The following is a 13,691-nucleotide window of genomic DNA, read 5'->3' as shown; positions in this document are numbered from 1 at the left end:
CGACTTCCACTATGAGTGCTCTTTCAAAGGAATGGTGCGCGGCCGCTCCAGCCAGGCGCCGGCGCCGTCGGGCACGATCTCGACGACATCGACCTGGGTAGGGCTGATGGCGACGATGCGGCCGTCGTTGCGGCCCAGGTAGTCTCCGACCTTGAGACGATGCACCCCGCCTGCGCCGCGCAACAGCGCAAACGAGCCCGAGGCATTGGCAATCGTGCCGACCATTTCGAACTGCTCGATGTTGAACCCTTCAAGGTATTGCTTGACCCGGCTGGGGTCGGGTTTGACGTTGCGCGAACCGTGTTTCTGCCCGGCCAGATCGACTCTCGCCTGCCGCGAAAACGGGCTGCGCAGGTTGGCGGCGCTGTAAGTGAATGTGGGGTAAGACCGGAATGTCGGCGTTGGTTCAATCCTGCCCGCCGGACGCAGACGCACTTCGTTGAGGTACGCGTCGAGGTCGCTGAAGTCATCACCGCCACCGCAGCCGCTCAGCGCCAGCATCATGGGCAGGACGAGATAACGAATCGGGGTCATTTCTCCAGCCCCTTGTCGTTATAGCGGTACGTCTTGGCAAGAATGCTCATGCGCAGCTTCGTCCCGCCCTCGGGATTGGCTGGCGCCAGTTCGAAATCGTGCAGAGTGACAATTCGTGGCAGCCCGGCGACGCCGCTGACGAAGGTCGCGAGGTCGTGATAGGCGCCTGTCACGGTGATCTGGATCGGCAGCTCGATGTAGAACGGCTGGGTCACTTCCGGCAGCAGCTTGATTTCCTCGAATTCCAGGCCGCTGCCCAGACCAGTGCGGGTGATGTCTTCGAGCAGGCCCGGCACTTCAGTGTCGCTGGGCAATTGCCGCAGCAATACGCCGAAGGTGTTTTCCATTTCCTTCATTTGCTGGGTATAGAGCTCAAGGTTCGCCGACAGCCGCGCCTTGCTGGCGAATTGTTCCTTGAGGGTGGTTTCCTCTTCGCGCTTGAGGTCGAGCTGATTTTCCATGTCGCTGATGAAGAAGTAATAGCCAAGCGCGAGGATCAACACCATCACCAGCGCACCGCACAGGGTTTTTACCACCGGGGGCCAAGAGCCGATGTTGCTGGTGTCGAGGTCGTTGAAATCGATACTGCGCAGGCTTTGCAGCCATCCGGAGGCGTTCATTGCTCGTCCTCCACAACCTTGGGCTGCGTCTGACGAACGGTCAGCTGGAAGACGTTGGCTTGTTCGACCTGATCAGCGCTGGTGGCCTTGACCTCATTCAGGCTTGGCGCGTCGAACCAGTCGGACGCGTCGAGATTGCGCATCAGCTCGGAGACCCGGTTGTTCGACTCCGCCGCGCCACTGATGGACAGGGTCTTGCCGGCCATTTTCACATCGGTGAAATACACGCCGTCCGGCAGGGTACGCGCCAGTTGGTCGAAGACCCGCCCGCTGATCTGCCGATTGCCCTGCAGGTCCTGGATGATGCGCATGCGCTCGACCAATTGCTGGCGGCGCGCTTTGAGCTCGCTGATTTGCTTGATGCGTTCGTCGACCACGGCAATCTGTTTGCCGATGTAATCGTTGCGCGCCATTTGCCGCTCGATGGCTGCGGTGATGATCTGGTCGGCAATCAGCACCGCGCCGATCGAGCCGGCCAGCACGCCGATAAGTACCAGCAGAAAGCGTTTGCGCCGTTCTTCGCGGCGTTCCTCGCGCCAGGGGAGAAGGTTGATCCGCGCCATCAGTCGAAACTCCTGAGCGCGAGCCCGCAGGCAATCATCAAGGCTGGCGCGTCGCTGGCCAGCGCTCCTGCGTTGACCTTGCTGCCCAAGGCCATGTCGGCGAATGGGTTGGCGACCTGCGTCGGCGTGTCCAGACGCTGTTCGATCAGACGGTCCAGCCCGGGCACCGAGGCGGTGCCGCCGGCCAACAGGATATGGTCGACCGCGTTGTACTGCCCGGAGGCGAAGAAGAACTGCAGCGAACGCGAGACTTGCTGCACCAGCGCCTCGCGAAATGGCTGCAAGACCTCGCTGACGTAATCGTCAGGCAGCCCGCCCTGTTTTTTCGCCAGGCCCGCCTGTTCGACCGTGAGGCCGTAGCGGCGCTGGATCTCCTCGGTGAGTTGGCGCCCGCCAAACAATTGCTCGCGGGTATAGATGATCTTGCCGTTGTGCAGGACGCTGAGGGTGGTCATGGTGGCGCCGATGTCGACCACCGCCACGGTCAGGCGCTCCTGGGAGGCCGCCAGATGCGTTGCCAGCAGGCCGAACGAGCGCTCCAGCGCGTAGGCCTCGACATCCACCACCCGCGCGGTCAGGCCGGCGAGCGCCAGCGCCGCTTCACGTACCTCGACGTTTTCCTTGCGACAGGCGGCAAGCAGCACGTTGACCCGATCCGGGTTGCGCGGCGAGACGCCCTGGACTTCAAAATCGATGGCGACTTCGTCCAGCGGATAGGGAATGTATTGGTCGGCCTCGATCTTGAGCTGGTTTTCCAGTTCGTCGTCGGACAGCCCGGCGTCCATCTCGATGACCTTGGTGATCACCGCAGAACCGGCCACTGCCACCGCCACGCTCTTGACCCCGGTTCGCGCTTTCACCAGCAACCGGCTCAGCGCCTGGCCGACGCCCTCGAGGTCGGCGATGTTCTTTTCGACCACGGCGTTCGCCGGCAAGGGCTCCACCGCATAGGCCTCGACCCGGTAGCGCTCGCCCTGACGGCTCAGTTCCAGCAGCTTCACCGACGTGGAGCTGATGTCGATCCCCAGTAACGCATTGGTCTTTTTATTGAAGAGTCCCAGCACTACCAATTCCCTATGACTTTCCGTGAGTTACGGACTCTGTAATACGCATTGCGTTCCTTCACCCCCGTCTTGACAGAAGCGCCAATGACGCCCCCGACGGAAAAGTGCTTATAATGCCCAGCGATTTTTTCCGCTTTTTACTGCCAGCGCGGATGGCTCTGTGTGTAACCGCAGCCCCGTGCCAAATTCATTCTTTGCCCTGGATGTCCAAAAGCCTTGATTCGTCTGCTGAAATTTTTCGGTTGGTCCATCGTCGCCGTTTTCTGCGGACTGCTCTTAGGTCTCAGCGGCGCCTTCCTTTACCTTAGTCCGGGTTTGCCGTCTGTGGAGGCGCTGAGAAGCATTCAGTTGCAGATTCCTCTGCGCGTCTACAGCAGCGACAACAAGTTGATCGCAGAATTTGGCGAAATGCGCCGTACACCGATTCGTTTCGCCGACATTCCGCCCAACTTCATCAATGCGTTACTAAGTGCTGAAGACGACAATTTTGCCAACCACTATGGCGTCGACCCGAGCAGCCTGATGCGCGCGGCGACGCAACTGGTCAAGAGCGGGCATATTCAGTCCGGCGGCAGCACCATCACCATGCAGGTGGCGAAGAACTTCTTCCTCACCAGCGAGCGCAGCTTCTCGCGCAAAACCACCGAAATTCTTCTGGCCCTGCAGATCGAGCGACAGCTGACCAAGGACGAGATTCTTGAGCTGTACGTCAACAAGATCTACCTGGGCAACCGCGCCTACGGCATCGAGGCGGCGGCGCAGGTGTATTACGGCAAATCGATCCGTGACATCAGCCTGGCGCAGATGGCGATGATCGCCGGTCTGCCAAAAGCACCGTCGCGTTTCAACCCGCTGGCCAACCCGGCGCGCAGTAAAGAACGCCGCGACTGGATCCTCGGGCGCATGTACAAGCTGGGCAAGATCAGCGAAGCCGACTACACCGCCGCGATCAACGAGCCATTGAACGCCAGCTATCACGTACCGACCCCGGAAGTGAACGCACCGTACATCGCCGAAATGGCCCGTGCCGAAATGGTCGGCCGTTATGGCAGCGACGCCTACACCGAAGGTTTCCGCGTCACCACCACAGTGCCGAGCAATCTGCAGGAAATGGCCAACACCGCGCTGCACGAAGGCTTGATGACCTACGACCAGCGCCACGGCTACCGTGGCCCCGAGTCGCGCCTGCCGGGCAAGACCCGCGAAGCCTGGGCCAGCGAGCTGACCAAGCAGCGCACCATCAGCAGCCTCGAACCTGCGATCGTCACCCAGGTCGATAAAACCGGCCTGCAGGTGTTGACCCGCACCGGTGAAGAGCACGTAGCCTGGGACACGATGAAATGGGCGCGACCGTTCCTCAACACCAACAGCATGGGCGCCAACCCGCGCCAGCCGTCGGATGTGGCGCAGGTCGGTGATTTGATCCGCGTGCAGCGCCAGACGGACAATTCGCTGAAATTCAGCCAGATACCACAGGCTCAGGGCGCACTGGTGTCGCTGGATCCGCAAAACGGTGCGATCCGTTCGCTGGTGGGTGGCTTCGCTTTCGAGCAGAGCAACTACAACCGCGCCATGCAGGCCAAGCGTCAGCCGGGTTCGAGCTTCAAGCCATTCGTTTACAGCGCCGCGCTGGATAACGGCTACACCGCTGCCAGCCTGGTCAACGATGCGCCGATCGTGTTCGTCGACGAGTACCTGGACAAGGTCTGGCGACCGAAGAACGACACCAACACCTTCCTCGGCCCGATCCGCCTGCGTGAAGCGCTGTACAAGTCGCGCAACCTGGTGTCGATCCGCCTGCTGCAGGCCATGGGCGTGGGCAAGACCATCGACTACATCACTCGCTTCGGCTTTAACAAGCAGGACCTGCCGCCGAACCTGTCGCTGGCACTCGGCACCGCAACGCTGACGCCGATGGAAATCGCCACTGGCTGGAGCACCTTTGCCAACGGTGGCTACAAGATCACCCCGTACATCATCGACAAGATCGAAAGCCGTAACGGTGACACTTTGTTCGTCGCCAACCCGCCGACCGTGCCACAGGGTGGCGCGGCGACCGACGGTATCGCTGCGCCGGCTACCGAGTCGTTCACGGTCAATGCCGCTCCGGTTGCCGGTGAAGCGTCGGCCAATCCGGCAGTGCCGCAAGCGCCGGCCGTGGCCGAACGGATTGTCGATGGACGTACCACCTACATCCTCAACAGCATGCTGCAAGACGTAATCAAACTCGGCACCGGCCGGCGCGCACTGGCCATGGGCCGCAGTGACATCGCCGGCAAGACCGGTACCACCAACGAATCGAAAGATGCCTGGTTCTCTGGCTACAACGCTGATTACGTAACCACGGTGTGGACTGGTTTCGACCAACCGGAAAGCCTCGGACGCCGTGAGTTCGGCGGTACTGTGGCGCTGCCAATATGGATGAATTACATGTCGGCCGCGCTGAAAGACAAGCCGCCGCATGTGCAGCCTGAGCCAGAAGGCTTGCTCAGCCTGCGGGTAGACCCGGTCAGCGGCCGTGCAGCAACACCGAGCACACCGGGGGCGTACTTCGAACTGTTCAAGGCCGAAGACACGCCGCCATCGGTGAACGAGCTGGGCAACGGCGCCGTGCCAGGCAGCCCGCTGCCGGCGGATGAACAGGCGCCGATCGATTTGTTCTGATCCTGATGCCGCAAAAAGGCCCCGTCTTCGTGAGAAGTGCGGGGCTTTTTATTACCCGAAGATCAAAAGCCCCTCACCCTAACCCTCTCCCAGAGGGAGAGGGGACTTACCGAGTTGTCTGGGGTCAAACACCGACCTGAAAGTGTGGTGTCGATTATGGATTCAAAACCATACATTCAGGTCGGCGTAGCTCCCAAGCGTCCCCCAATCAGTCCCCTCTCTCTCTGGGAGAGGGTTAGGGTGAGGGGCTCTTGATCTTCAGGCATAAAAAAGCCCCGACTCTCACGAGCCGGGGCTTTTGTTTGACACGCTACAACGACTTAGCCGTTGAACACGTCATCCACGCTTTTCAGCGGGTAGTTCTTCGGATACGGCAGAGTAGCAACGCCGGTCTCGATCGCGGCCTTGGCCACGGCGTCGGAGATCAGGGTGATCAGGCGCTTGTCCATTGGCTTCGGAATGATGTACTCACGGCCGAACTCCAGCGGAGCACCGCCGTAGGCATCGCACACGTCCTGTGGAACAGGCAGTTTGGCCAGTTCGCGCAGGGCGTTGGCGGCGGCGACTTTCATTTCTTCGTTGATGCGCTTGGCGCGAACGTCCAGGGCACCACGGAAGATGAACGGGAAGCCCAGTACGTTGTTGACCTGATTGGGGTAGTCCGAACGGCCGGTTGCCATGATCACATCGCTACGGGTGGCGTGCGCCAGTTCCGGGGAGATTTCCGGATCCGGGTTGGAGCAGGCGAACACGATCGGGTTGGCCGCCATCGACAGCAGGCCTTCGGCGCTCAGCAGGTTCGGACCGGACAGACCGACGAATACGTCAGCGCCTGCCAGTGCGTCTGCCAGGGTGCGCTTCTCGGTAGCGTGGGCGAACACGGCTTTGTACTGGTTCAGGTCGTCACGGCCGGAGTGGATCACGCCGGTACGGTCAACCATGAAGATGTTTTCGATGCGAGCGCCCATGCTCACCAGCAGTTTCATGCAGGAGATGGCGGCAGCGCCGGCGCCGAGGCAGACGATTTTTGCTTCCGGCAGGGTTTTGCCAGCGATTTCCAGGGCGTTGATCATGCCGGCAGCGGTCACGATCGCGGTGCCGTGCTGGTCATCGTGGAACACCGGAATGTCGCACTGCTCGATCAGAGCGCGTTCGATCTCAAAGCACTCTGGCGCCTTGATGTCTTCCAGGTTGATGCCACCGAAGGTGATGGAGATGCGCTTGACGGTGTCGATGAAAGCTTGCGGGCTTTCCGAGTCGACTTCGATGTCGAATACGTCGATGCCGGCGAAACGCTTGAACAGTACGCCCTTGCCTTCCATCACAGGCTTGGACGCCAACGGGCCGAGGTTGCCCAGGCCGAGAATCGCGGTGCCATCGGAAATGACTGCCACCAGGTTGCCCTTGCCGGTGTATTTGTAGGCCAGTTCAGGATCGCGAGCGATCTCGCGTACTGGTTCAGCTACGCCGGGGCTGTAGGCCAGCGACAGGTCGCGGGCGGTAGCAGTGGCCTTGGTGAGCTCGACACTCAGCTTCCCCGGACGAGGATTGGCGTGGTATTCGAGAGCGGCAGTTTTCAGATCAGACATTTTGGCATTCCGCTTTTTTACTGTTGGACAGACTGGTCAGCGAGGATACGCGCCTCGCAAAGTCCCCACAAGACTGGGCAGTCACCGCTGTCAAGCGCCCTGCCCTACGACTTTGGGCCAAGAGCCACGGCGCACAAGGGCTGGACTGTTCACAATCAGCTGTAAAAATGTCTACAATTTTTCTTCAACGCGGTACGTGCAGCATCGAAGGATCGGTCAACGGCAACAACCAGCGCGCCTGACCTTTTTGCAATCCACCGCGCCGGGATCGGTCAACCACCCAGCCACGCGCCTCGATCTGCCTGCCTTTCAGTGCTTCCAGATCAGCACTGTCAAATCGTCCGAGCAGATTGGGTGCAACCCGCAATACAAGCCTGTCCTGCAACTCGATCCAGATTCCGCCGCGATTGCGCTGCACCTTGCTCACCCGACCGCTGACTACGGCAAAGCCTGAACGCTGGATCTCCTGCGCTTTCCGCACCGGCGATTGCCGCCAGAGACCAACCCCGGCCTGTCGAGCGCTGCGTTCGGCGGCGTGCTGGCAGGCGACCAGGTCGACATTCGGCGCGACCGCAACGTGAAAACCCAGGCCATCGGCAAGCATTTGCGCTTCGAGATTCACTCCGCTGGCGCTGTAAACATGCGCGAGCGTACGGCCGTAATGGTCTTTCGCCTGCTTGCCGGGCCGCAAGCCGACCCGGCCGCCGCTCTCATCCACCAGCGCTTGCAGGCGTTTACGCGCCGCCACGGCGAACGGTTCGTCGCTGCGGCCCTGCTTGCCCAGCTCCGGCGTATTGAGGCCGATCATGCGCACATTGCGCCCGTCGCTCAGGCGCAGGGTGTCGCCATCGACCACCCGCTGCACGCTGACGCTGACGCTGGTCAGCCCTGCGGGTGTCGGGCAGAACGCCTGGGCGGCGGACAGCCAAATCGCAGACACAAAAAAGGCGCCCGCAAGGGACGCCTTTTTCATCAGTCTGGAGAAGTCGAAACGACCATCCAAAATGATCAGCCTCAGGCTTTTTTGCCGACGCCGAAAGTAGCGAAACGGTCTGCGAACTTCTGCACACGGCCGCCGGTGTCCAGAGTCTTCTGCTTACCGGTGTAGAACGGGTGGCATTCGTTGCAAACGTCGATCGCCAGGGCTTTGCCGTAGGTCGAACGAGTTTCGAACTTGTTACCGCAGCTGCAGGTAACAGCAATTTCCGGGTAGTTCGGATGGATATCGGCTTTCATGGTGTCTTCCTCAGGCTAGCGTGCCGCCACCCAACACTATTGTTGAATACCGCACGTAATTAGGCCGCGGATTCTACCAGACCTTTTCAATCGCGCAAGCTGTCACCGAGACCGACCGTCTGCTAGGCTCCCGGCCTTGAACGCACTTCCCTGTGGGAGCGAGTCTGCTCGCGAAGGCGCCATGGCAGTCGACACATGTGTTGCCTGACCCACCGCCTTAGCGAGCAGGCTCGCTCCCACAGGTCATGCATATCCGATCATTTTGCGTATCGAGATCCCCCCGCGTGCCCGACGCCATTTTGCGCCTTGCCCTGCCTTCGCCTCTGCGCCGCCTGTTCGATTACCGGGCGCCGGCCGGGGTGCGGCGTGAGCAATTGCAGCCGGGCATGCGCTTGCGGGTGCCGTTCGGTCGGCGCGAGATGATCGGGATTCTGGTCGAGGTCACCGACACCAGCGAGGTGCCGGCAGAAAAACTCAAACCGGCACTGGCCCTCCTCGACTCGACTTCACCGCTGCCGCCGGCGCTGTTCAAGCTGTGCCTGTGGACGGCGCAGTATTATCAGCACAGCCTCGGCGACACCTTGAACTGGGCCTTGCCAGTGCTGCTGCGTCAGGGCGAGCTGGCCGAAGCCCGCCAGGAACGCTTCTGGTCGGTGGCCCCCGGCGCCAGCGTCGATGACCCGCGAGTCGCCCGTGCGCCACGCCAGCGCGAGGCGCTGACCACGCTGGCCCAGCACCCCCACGGCGTCGCCCATCAGTTGCTGAGCAAACTGATGCTGAGCAAGGACAGCCTCGATCTGCTGCTGGCCAAGGGACTGGTGCAAGTCGAAATCCGCCGCCACGCCCCCGGCGTCCGCCATGAACACTGGCTGGCACAACCGGAGCTGCCGCTCAACAGCGAACAACGCGCGGCGTATGAAGCGATTCGCGCTGGCTTCGACAGCTATCACGCCTTCCTGTTGGCCGGCGTCACCGGCAGCGGCAAGACCGAAGTCTATCTGCAACTGATCCGCGAAACCCTCGAAGCCGGCAAACAGGCACTGGTGCTGATCCCGGAAATCAACCTCGGCCCGCAGACTCTGGCGCGCTTCGAACAGCGCTTCAATGCGCGCATCGCCCTGCTGCATTCGGCAGTGAATGATCGCGAACGCCTCGACGCGTGGCTCGCCGCCCGTGATGGCGAGGCCGACATTATTATCGGCACCCGCTCGGCGCTGTTCACGCCAATGAAAAATCCCGGGCTGATCATCATCGATGAAGAGCACGACGGCTCCTATAAACAGCAGGAAGGTCTGCGCTACCACGCTCGCGATCTGGCACTGGTACGCGCGCGGCAGGAAAACATCCCGATCGTGCTCGGCTCCGCCACGCCGTCGCTGGAAAGTCTGCATAACGCTTACACCGGTCGCTATGGCCTGTTGCGCCTGAACGAGCGCGCCGGCGGCGCCAAGCAACCGCGTTTCCTGCGTCTGGACGTGAAAAGCCGTCCGCTCGACAGCGGTATTTCCGGACCGATGCAGCAAGCCATCGGCCAGACCCTCGCCAACGGCCAGCAGGTGCTGGTGTTCCTCAATCGTCGCGGCTTTGCCCCGACCCTGCTCTGCCACGATTGCGGCTGGATGTCCGAGTGCTCGCGCTGCGATGCGCGCATGACCGTGCATCAACGTTACGGCGAATTGCGTTGCCACCATTGCGGCAACGTCGAGCGCACGCCGCGCCAGTGTCCGAAGTGCAGCAAGGTCGATCTGCGCCCCGTCGGCGCCGGCACCGAACGCGCCGAAGAACGCCTGGCGATTCTATTCCCGGATTACCCGGTACTGCGCGTCGATCGCGACAGCACCTCGCGAAAGGACGCGATGAATCAGCTGTTCGCGACAATCCAGAAAGGCCAGCCGTGCATTCTGGTCGGCACGCAGATGTTGGCCAAAGGGCACCATTTCCCCCGGGTGACGCTGGTATCGATTCTGGATGCCGACGGTGGCCTGTTTTCCGGCGACTTCCGCGCCAGCGAGCGCATGGCGCAGTTGATCGTCCAGGTCGCCGGGCGCGCCGGCCGGGCTGAGGAGCCGGGCAGGGTGATCATCCAGACGCATTTGGCCGACCACCCTTTATTGGTGCAACTGACCGAGCAGGGTTATTTCGCCTTCGCCGAACAAGCCTTGAGCGAGCGCCGCGCGGCCGGGTTGCCGCCGTTTGCCCATTTGGCGCTGTTGCGTGCCGAAGCGCACAAGCCGGGGCAGGCGGAAGGTTTTCTCGATGAAGCGTGCAGCGAAGCCGAACGCCTGCTGGCCGAATTGAATCTGAGCGGCATCGAGTTGCTCGGGCCGGTGCCGGCGCCGATGGAGCGCCGAGCCGGGCGTTATCGCGCCCAGCTGTTGTTACAGGCGACCGCGCGGGCACCGTTGCACCGCTTGCTGGCGAGCTGGATGCTGGTGCTGGAGCAGATGCCGAGTGGGCGGGCAGTGCGCTGGTCGCTGGATGTTGATCCGGTGGATCTGTATTGAGCTGAAGATCGCTTTCGCGAGCAGGCTCGCTCCCACAGTGGATCAGCGCCGTACATACCTTGTGTGTCCTGCGCAAAAACCTTGTGGGAGCGAGCCTGCTCGCGAAAGCGGACTTTTTGTCACCACATATCCACATCCTGCCTGCTAAGGTTGGCAAGCCCGTCTTCGCAACGGATAATGCCCAGTTTTTCCACCCGCGCATCGATGCGCCCGCCGCGCTTGCGGTCGAAAGAGAAGACCATGAAAGACACCATTCGCCAGCTGATCCAGCAAGCCCTCACCCAACTCGTCAACGAAGGTGTGTTGCCTGAAGGCCTGACGCCGGCGATCCAGGTGGAGAACGCCCGCGACAAGACCCACGGCGACTTCGCCAGCAACATCGCCATGATGCTGGCCAAGCCGGCCGGCATGAAGCCACGGGATCTGGCGGAGAAAATCATCGCCGCACTGCCCGCTGACGAGAACGTCACCAAGGCCGAAATCGCCGGCCCGGGCTTCATCAATTTTTTCCAGAACACCCAGGCACTGGCCTCGCGCCTCGACGCCGCACTGGCCGACGCCCATGTCGGCGTGCGCAAGGCCGGCCCGGCGCAACGCACCGTGGTTGACCTGTCGGCGCCGAACCTGGCCAAGGAGATGCACGTCGGCCACTTGCGCTCGACCATCATCGGCGACGGCGTGGCCCGCGTGCTTGAGTTCCTCGGCGACGAAGTGATCCGCCAGAACCACGTCGGCGACTGGGGCACCCAGTTCGGCATGTTGATGGCGTACCTGCAGGAAAACCCGATCACCAGCGACGAATTGTCCGATCTGGAAAATTTCTACCGTGCGGCCAAGCAGCGTTTCGACGAGTCCGAAGAATTTGCCGATCGCGCGCGTGGCCTGGTGGTCAAGTTGCAGGCTGGCGATGCCGAATGCCTGGCACTGTGGACCAAGTTCAAGGACATCTCGCTGTCGCACTGCCAGAAGATCTACGAACTGCTCAACGTCAAACTGACCATGGCCGACGTGATGGGCGAAAGCGCCTACAACGACGACCTGATCAACGTGGTCAACGACCTGAAAGCAGCGGGCATGCTGGTCGAGAGCAACGGCGCCCAGTGCGTGTTCCTCGACGAGTTCAAGAACGCCGATGGCGACCCGCTGCCGGTGATCATCGTCAAGGCCGACGGCGGTTACCTGTACGCCACCACTGACCTCGCCGCCGTGCGTTACCGCAGCGGCAAGCTCAAGGCTGATCGCGCGCTGTATTTCGTCGACCAGCGCCAGGCCCTGCACTTTCAGCAGGTCTTCGCGGTGGCGCGCAAGGCCGGTTTCGTCACCCATCCGATGGAAATGGAACACATGGGTTTCGGTACCATGAACGGCGCCGATGGCCGTCCGTTCAAAACCCGTGATGGCGGCACCGTGAAGCTGATCGACCTGCTGACCGAAGCCCAGGAACGTGCCTACAACCTGGTGAAAGAGAAGAACCCGACCCTGGCCGAAGACGAGTTGCGCAACATCGCCAAGGTTGTTGGCATCGGCGCGGTGAAATACGCCGACCTGTCCAAGCACCGCACCAGCGACTACAGCTTCAACTTCGACCTGATGCTCAACTTCGAAGGCAACACCGCGCCGTATCTGCTGTACGCCTACACCCGTGTGGCCGGTGTGTTCCGCAAACTGGGCAAGGACTTCAGCGAAGTCGACGGCCAGATCGTCCTCGAAGCGGCGCACGAGCAGGAGCTGGCGGCGAAGCTGGCGCAGTTCGGCGAAGTGCTGAACAACGTGGCTGAAAAAGGCACGCCGCACATTCTCTGCACTTACCTGTACGACGTCGCCGGCCTGTTCTCCAGCTTTTACGAGAACTGCCCGATCCTCGCCGCCGACACCCCGGCACAGATGCAGAGCCGTCTGCGTCTGGCCGCACTGACCGGTCGCACCCTCAAGCAAGGCCTGGAGCTGTTGGGTCTGGAAACTCTGGAGCGTATGTAAGTTGGCTGCCAAGAAAAAACCTGCACCCAAACGCGGCGCCAGCCGCTATCAGGCCCCGGCGAAACAACCGATTCCGGGCTGGCTGTGGATGGCCATCGGCCTGACCGTCGGCGCGTTCATCGTGTTTCTGATGAAACTGGAACCGGGCAAGGGCAGCGACACGGTCAAGCGCGAGAAGGTCGAACAGCAGCAGAAAGCGTCGAAGATCGCCGAGGCCAACAAGACCCCGCCGAGCCCGACGCAACCGGTGAAACCGAAGTACGACTTCTACACCCTGCTGCCGGAATCGGAAGTGATCGTGCCGCCGGACGCGGTGCCGGAAAAGACCCTGCCGACGCCGCAAGTGCCGGCCGTCCCGACCACGCCGGTAACCCCGGCCGAAGCGGCGAAGATCGACACCGCACGGGCACAGGCAGCTCTGGCCGGGATCACGCCGCCGCCAGCGCCACCGGTGAGCAAGGCCGCGCCAGTGACCAAGTTTTTCCTCCAGGCCGGTTCGTTCCGCAAGGAAACCGATGCCGACAAGGTTCGCGCGCAGATCATTCTGCTCGGCCAAGCCGTGTCGGTGGAGTCCGGCACGGTCAAGGATGAAACCTGGTATCGCGTGCTGGTCGGCCCGTTCAGCAACCGTGAACAACTGACCACGGCGCAGAAACAACTGGCCGGTGCCGGCTTCAGCAACCTGTTGTTACAACAACGCCAGAGCCGCTAAGGCTCTCAGAGGTCAGCTGCAACTTGCAGGTGACCTTCAAACTTTGTGGCGAGGGGATTTATCCCCATTTGGCTGCGGAGCAGCCCTGAAACCAGCCATTGCGGTGCAGCAGGCATACCGCAAATGATGGTTTCGCGACTGCTCCGCAGCCGAACGGGGATAAATCCCCTCGCCACAGTCATCACACACACCATTCGTCTCCCATCGTCCCTGCCGGTTGAAATCCCC

12 protein-coding genes are annotated in these 13,691 nt (G+C 61.6%); 4 read left to right on the top strand and 8 right to left on the bottom strand.

What is annotated here, in order from left to right:
- Window positions 1–9: 9 nt before the first annotated feature.
- The 4 genes from NF676_RS02710 to NF676_RS02695 are packed head-to-tail and all read right to left on the bottom strand — an operon-like array spanning window position 10 to window position 2,781.
- Window positions 10–534 (bottom strand): pilus assembly protein PilP, encoded by a 525-nt coding sequence (locus tag NF676_RS02710; protein WP_056787340.1) that lies wholly within the window; start codon window positions 532–534, stop codon window positions 10–12.
- On the bottom strand, window positions 531–1,154 hold the full coding sequence (gene pilO / locus NF676_RS02705) for a type 4a pilus biogenesis protein PilO (RefSeq protein WP_056787337.1): 624 nt from the start codon (window positions 1,152–1,154) through the stop codon (window positions 531–533). The genes NF676_RS02710 and pilO overlap by 4 nt, the downstream gene beginning before the upstream one ends.
- Entirely contained in the window at window positions 1,151–1,717 is a 567-nt protein-coding gene (locus NF676_RS02700; protein ID WP_056787334.1) for a PilN domain-containing protein, read from the bottom strand. Before NF676_RS02700 ends, pilO begins: the two co-directional genes overlap by 4 nt.
- On the bottom strand, window positions 1,717–2,781 hold the full coding sequence (locus NF676_RS02695) for a pilus assembly protein PilM (protein WP_056787331.1): 1,065 nt from the start codon (window positions 2,779–2,781) through the stop codon (window positions 1,717–1,719). The genes NF676_RS02700 and NF676_RS02695 overlap by 1 nt, the downstream gene beginning before the upstream one ends.
- A gap of 219 nt (window positions 2,782–3,000) precedes the next feature.
- Between NF676_RS02695 and NF676_RS02690 the strand changes: the two genes are divergently transcribed.
- Entirely contained in the window at window positions 3,001–5,445 is a 2,445-nt protein-coding gene (locus NF676_RS02690) for a penicillin-binding protein 1A (protein ID WP_375709703.1), read from the top strand.
- Window positions 5,446–5,765: 320 nt separating this feature from the next.
- Here the strand turns inward: NF676_RS02690 and NF676_RS02685 are convergent, their stop codons facing one another.
- The 3 genes from NF676_RS02685 to rpmE form a co-directional block, all read right to left on the bottom strand.
- Window positions 5,766–7,034, bottom strand: a complete 1,269-nt coding sequence (locus NF676_RS02685) for a malic enzyme-like NAD(P)-binding protein (protein WP_016772053.1) — start codon at window positions 7,032–7,034, stop codon at window positions 5,766–5,768.
- A 184-nt stretch (window positions 7,035–7,218) separates the two neighbouring features.
- Window positions 7,219–8,007 (bottom strand): thermonuclease family protein, encoded by a 789-nt coding sequence (locus NF676_RS02680; RefSeq protein WP_252887192.1) that lies wholly within the window; start codon window positions 8,005–8,007, stop codon window positions 7,219–7,221.
- 41 nt (window positions 8,008–8,048) lie between these two features.
- A complete protein-coding gene (gene rpmE / locus NF676_RS02675; protein WP_041477565.1) occupies window positions 8,049–8,270 on the bottom strand; it encodes a 50S ribosomal protein L31 in 222 nt (73 codons plus the stop codon).
- Window positions 8,271–8,554: 284 nt separating this feature from the next.
- Here rpmE and NF676_RS02670 point away from each other — a divergent pair, with 284 nt between their 5' ends.
- Window positions 8,555–10,774 (top strand): primosomal protein N', encoded by a 2,220-nt coding sequence (locus NF676_RS02670; RefSeq protein WP_252887191.1) that lies wholly within the window; start codon window positions 8,555–8,557, stop codon window positions 10,772–10,774.
- 119 nt (window positions 10,775–10,893) lie between these two features.
- Here NF676_RS02670 and NF676_RS27555 read toward each other — a convergent pair whose 3' ends face one another.
- On the bottom strand, window positions 10,894–11,016 hold the full coding sequence (locus NF676_RS27555) for a hypothetical protein (RefSeq protein WP_016772057.1): 123 nt from the start codon (window positions 11,014–11,016) through the stop codon (window positions 10,894–10,896).
- Here NF676_RS27555 and argS point away from each other — a divergent pair.
- Both argS and NF676_RS02660 read left to right on the top strand, forming a co-directional pair.
- Window positions 11,015–12,751 (top strand): arginine--tRNA ligase, encoded by a 1,737-nt coding sequence (gene argS / locus NF676_RS02665; protein ID WP_041477563.1) that lies wholly within the window; start codon window positions 11,015–11,017, stop codon window positions 12,749–12,751. The two genes, NF676_RS27555 and argS, sit on opposite strands and share 2 nt — an antisense overlap.
- Before the next feature lies 1 nt (window position 12,752).
- The gene (locus NF676_RS02660) at window positions 12,753–13,463 is read left to right on the top strand and encodes an SPOR domain-containing protein (protein WP_076565226.1); all 711 of its coding nucleotides are present in this window, start codon (window positions 12,753–12,755) and stop codon (window positions 13,461–13,463) included.
- Window positions 13,464–13,691 lie beyond the last annotated feature (228 nt).

This window comes from Pseudomonas siliginis (genome assembly GCF_024072275.1).
GTDB lineage: Bacteria > Pseudomonadota > Gammaproteobacteria > Pseudomonadales > Pseudomonadaceae > Aquipseudomonas > Aquipseudomonas siliginis.
Note: the sequence above shows the minus strand (reverse complement) of the source record. Positions and strands in the feature narration are given on the sequence as shown.

Excerpts from the sequence above, each read along its gene's own strand:
- NF676_RS02710 (WP_056787340.1), bottom strand. The coding sequence starts at position 534 with ATGACCCCGATTCGTTATCTCGTCCTGCCCATGATGCTGGCGCTGAGC.
- pilO (WP_056787337.1), bottom strand. The coding sequence starts at position 1,154 with ATGAACGCCTCCGGATGGCTGCAAAGCCTGCGCAGTATCGATTTCAAC.
- NF676_RS02700 (WP_056787334.1), bottom strand. The coding sequence starts at position 1,717 with ATGGCGCGGATCAACCTTCTCCCCTGGCGCGAGGAACGCCGCGAAGAA.
- NF676_RS02685 (WP_016772053.1), bottom strand. The coding sequence starts at position 7,034 with ATGTCTGATCTGAAAACTGCCGCTCTCGAATACCACGCCAATCCTCGT.
- NF676_RS02680 (WP_252887192.1), bottom strand. The coding sequence starts at position 8,007 with ATGAAAAAGGCGTCCCTTGCGGGCGCCTTTTTTGTGTCTGCGATTTGG.
- rpmE (WP_041477565.1), bottom strand. The coding sequence starts at position 8,270 with ATGAAAGCCGATATCCATCCGAACTACCCGGAAATTGCTGTTACCTGC.
- argS (WP_041477563.1), top strand. The coding sequence starts at position 11,015 with ATGAAAGACACCATTCGCCAGCTGATCCAGCAAGCCCTCACCCAACTC.
- NF676_RS27555 (WP_016772057.1), bottom strand. The coding sequence starts at position 11,016 with ATGGTCTTCTCTTTCGACCGCAAGCGCGGCGGGCGCATCGATGCGCGG.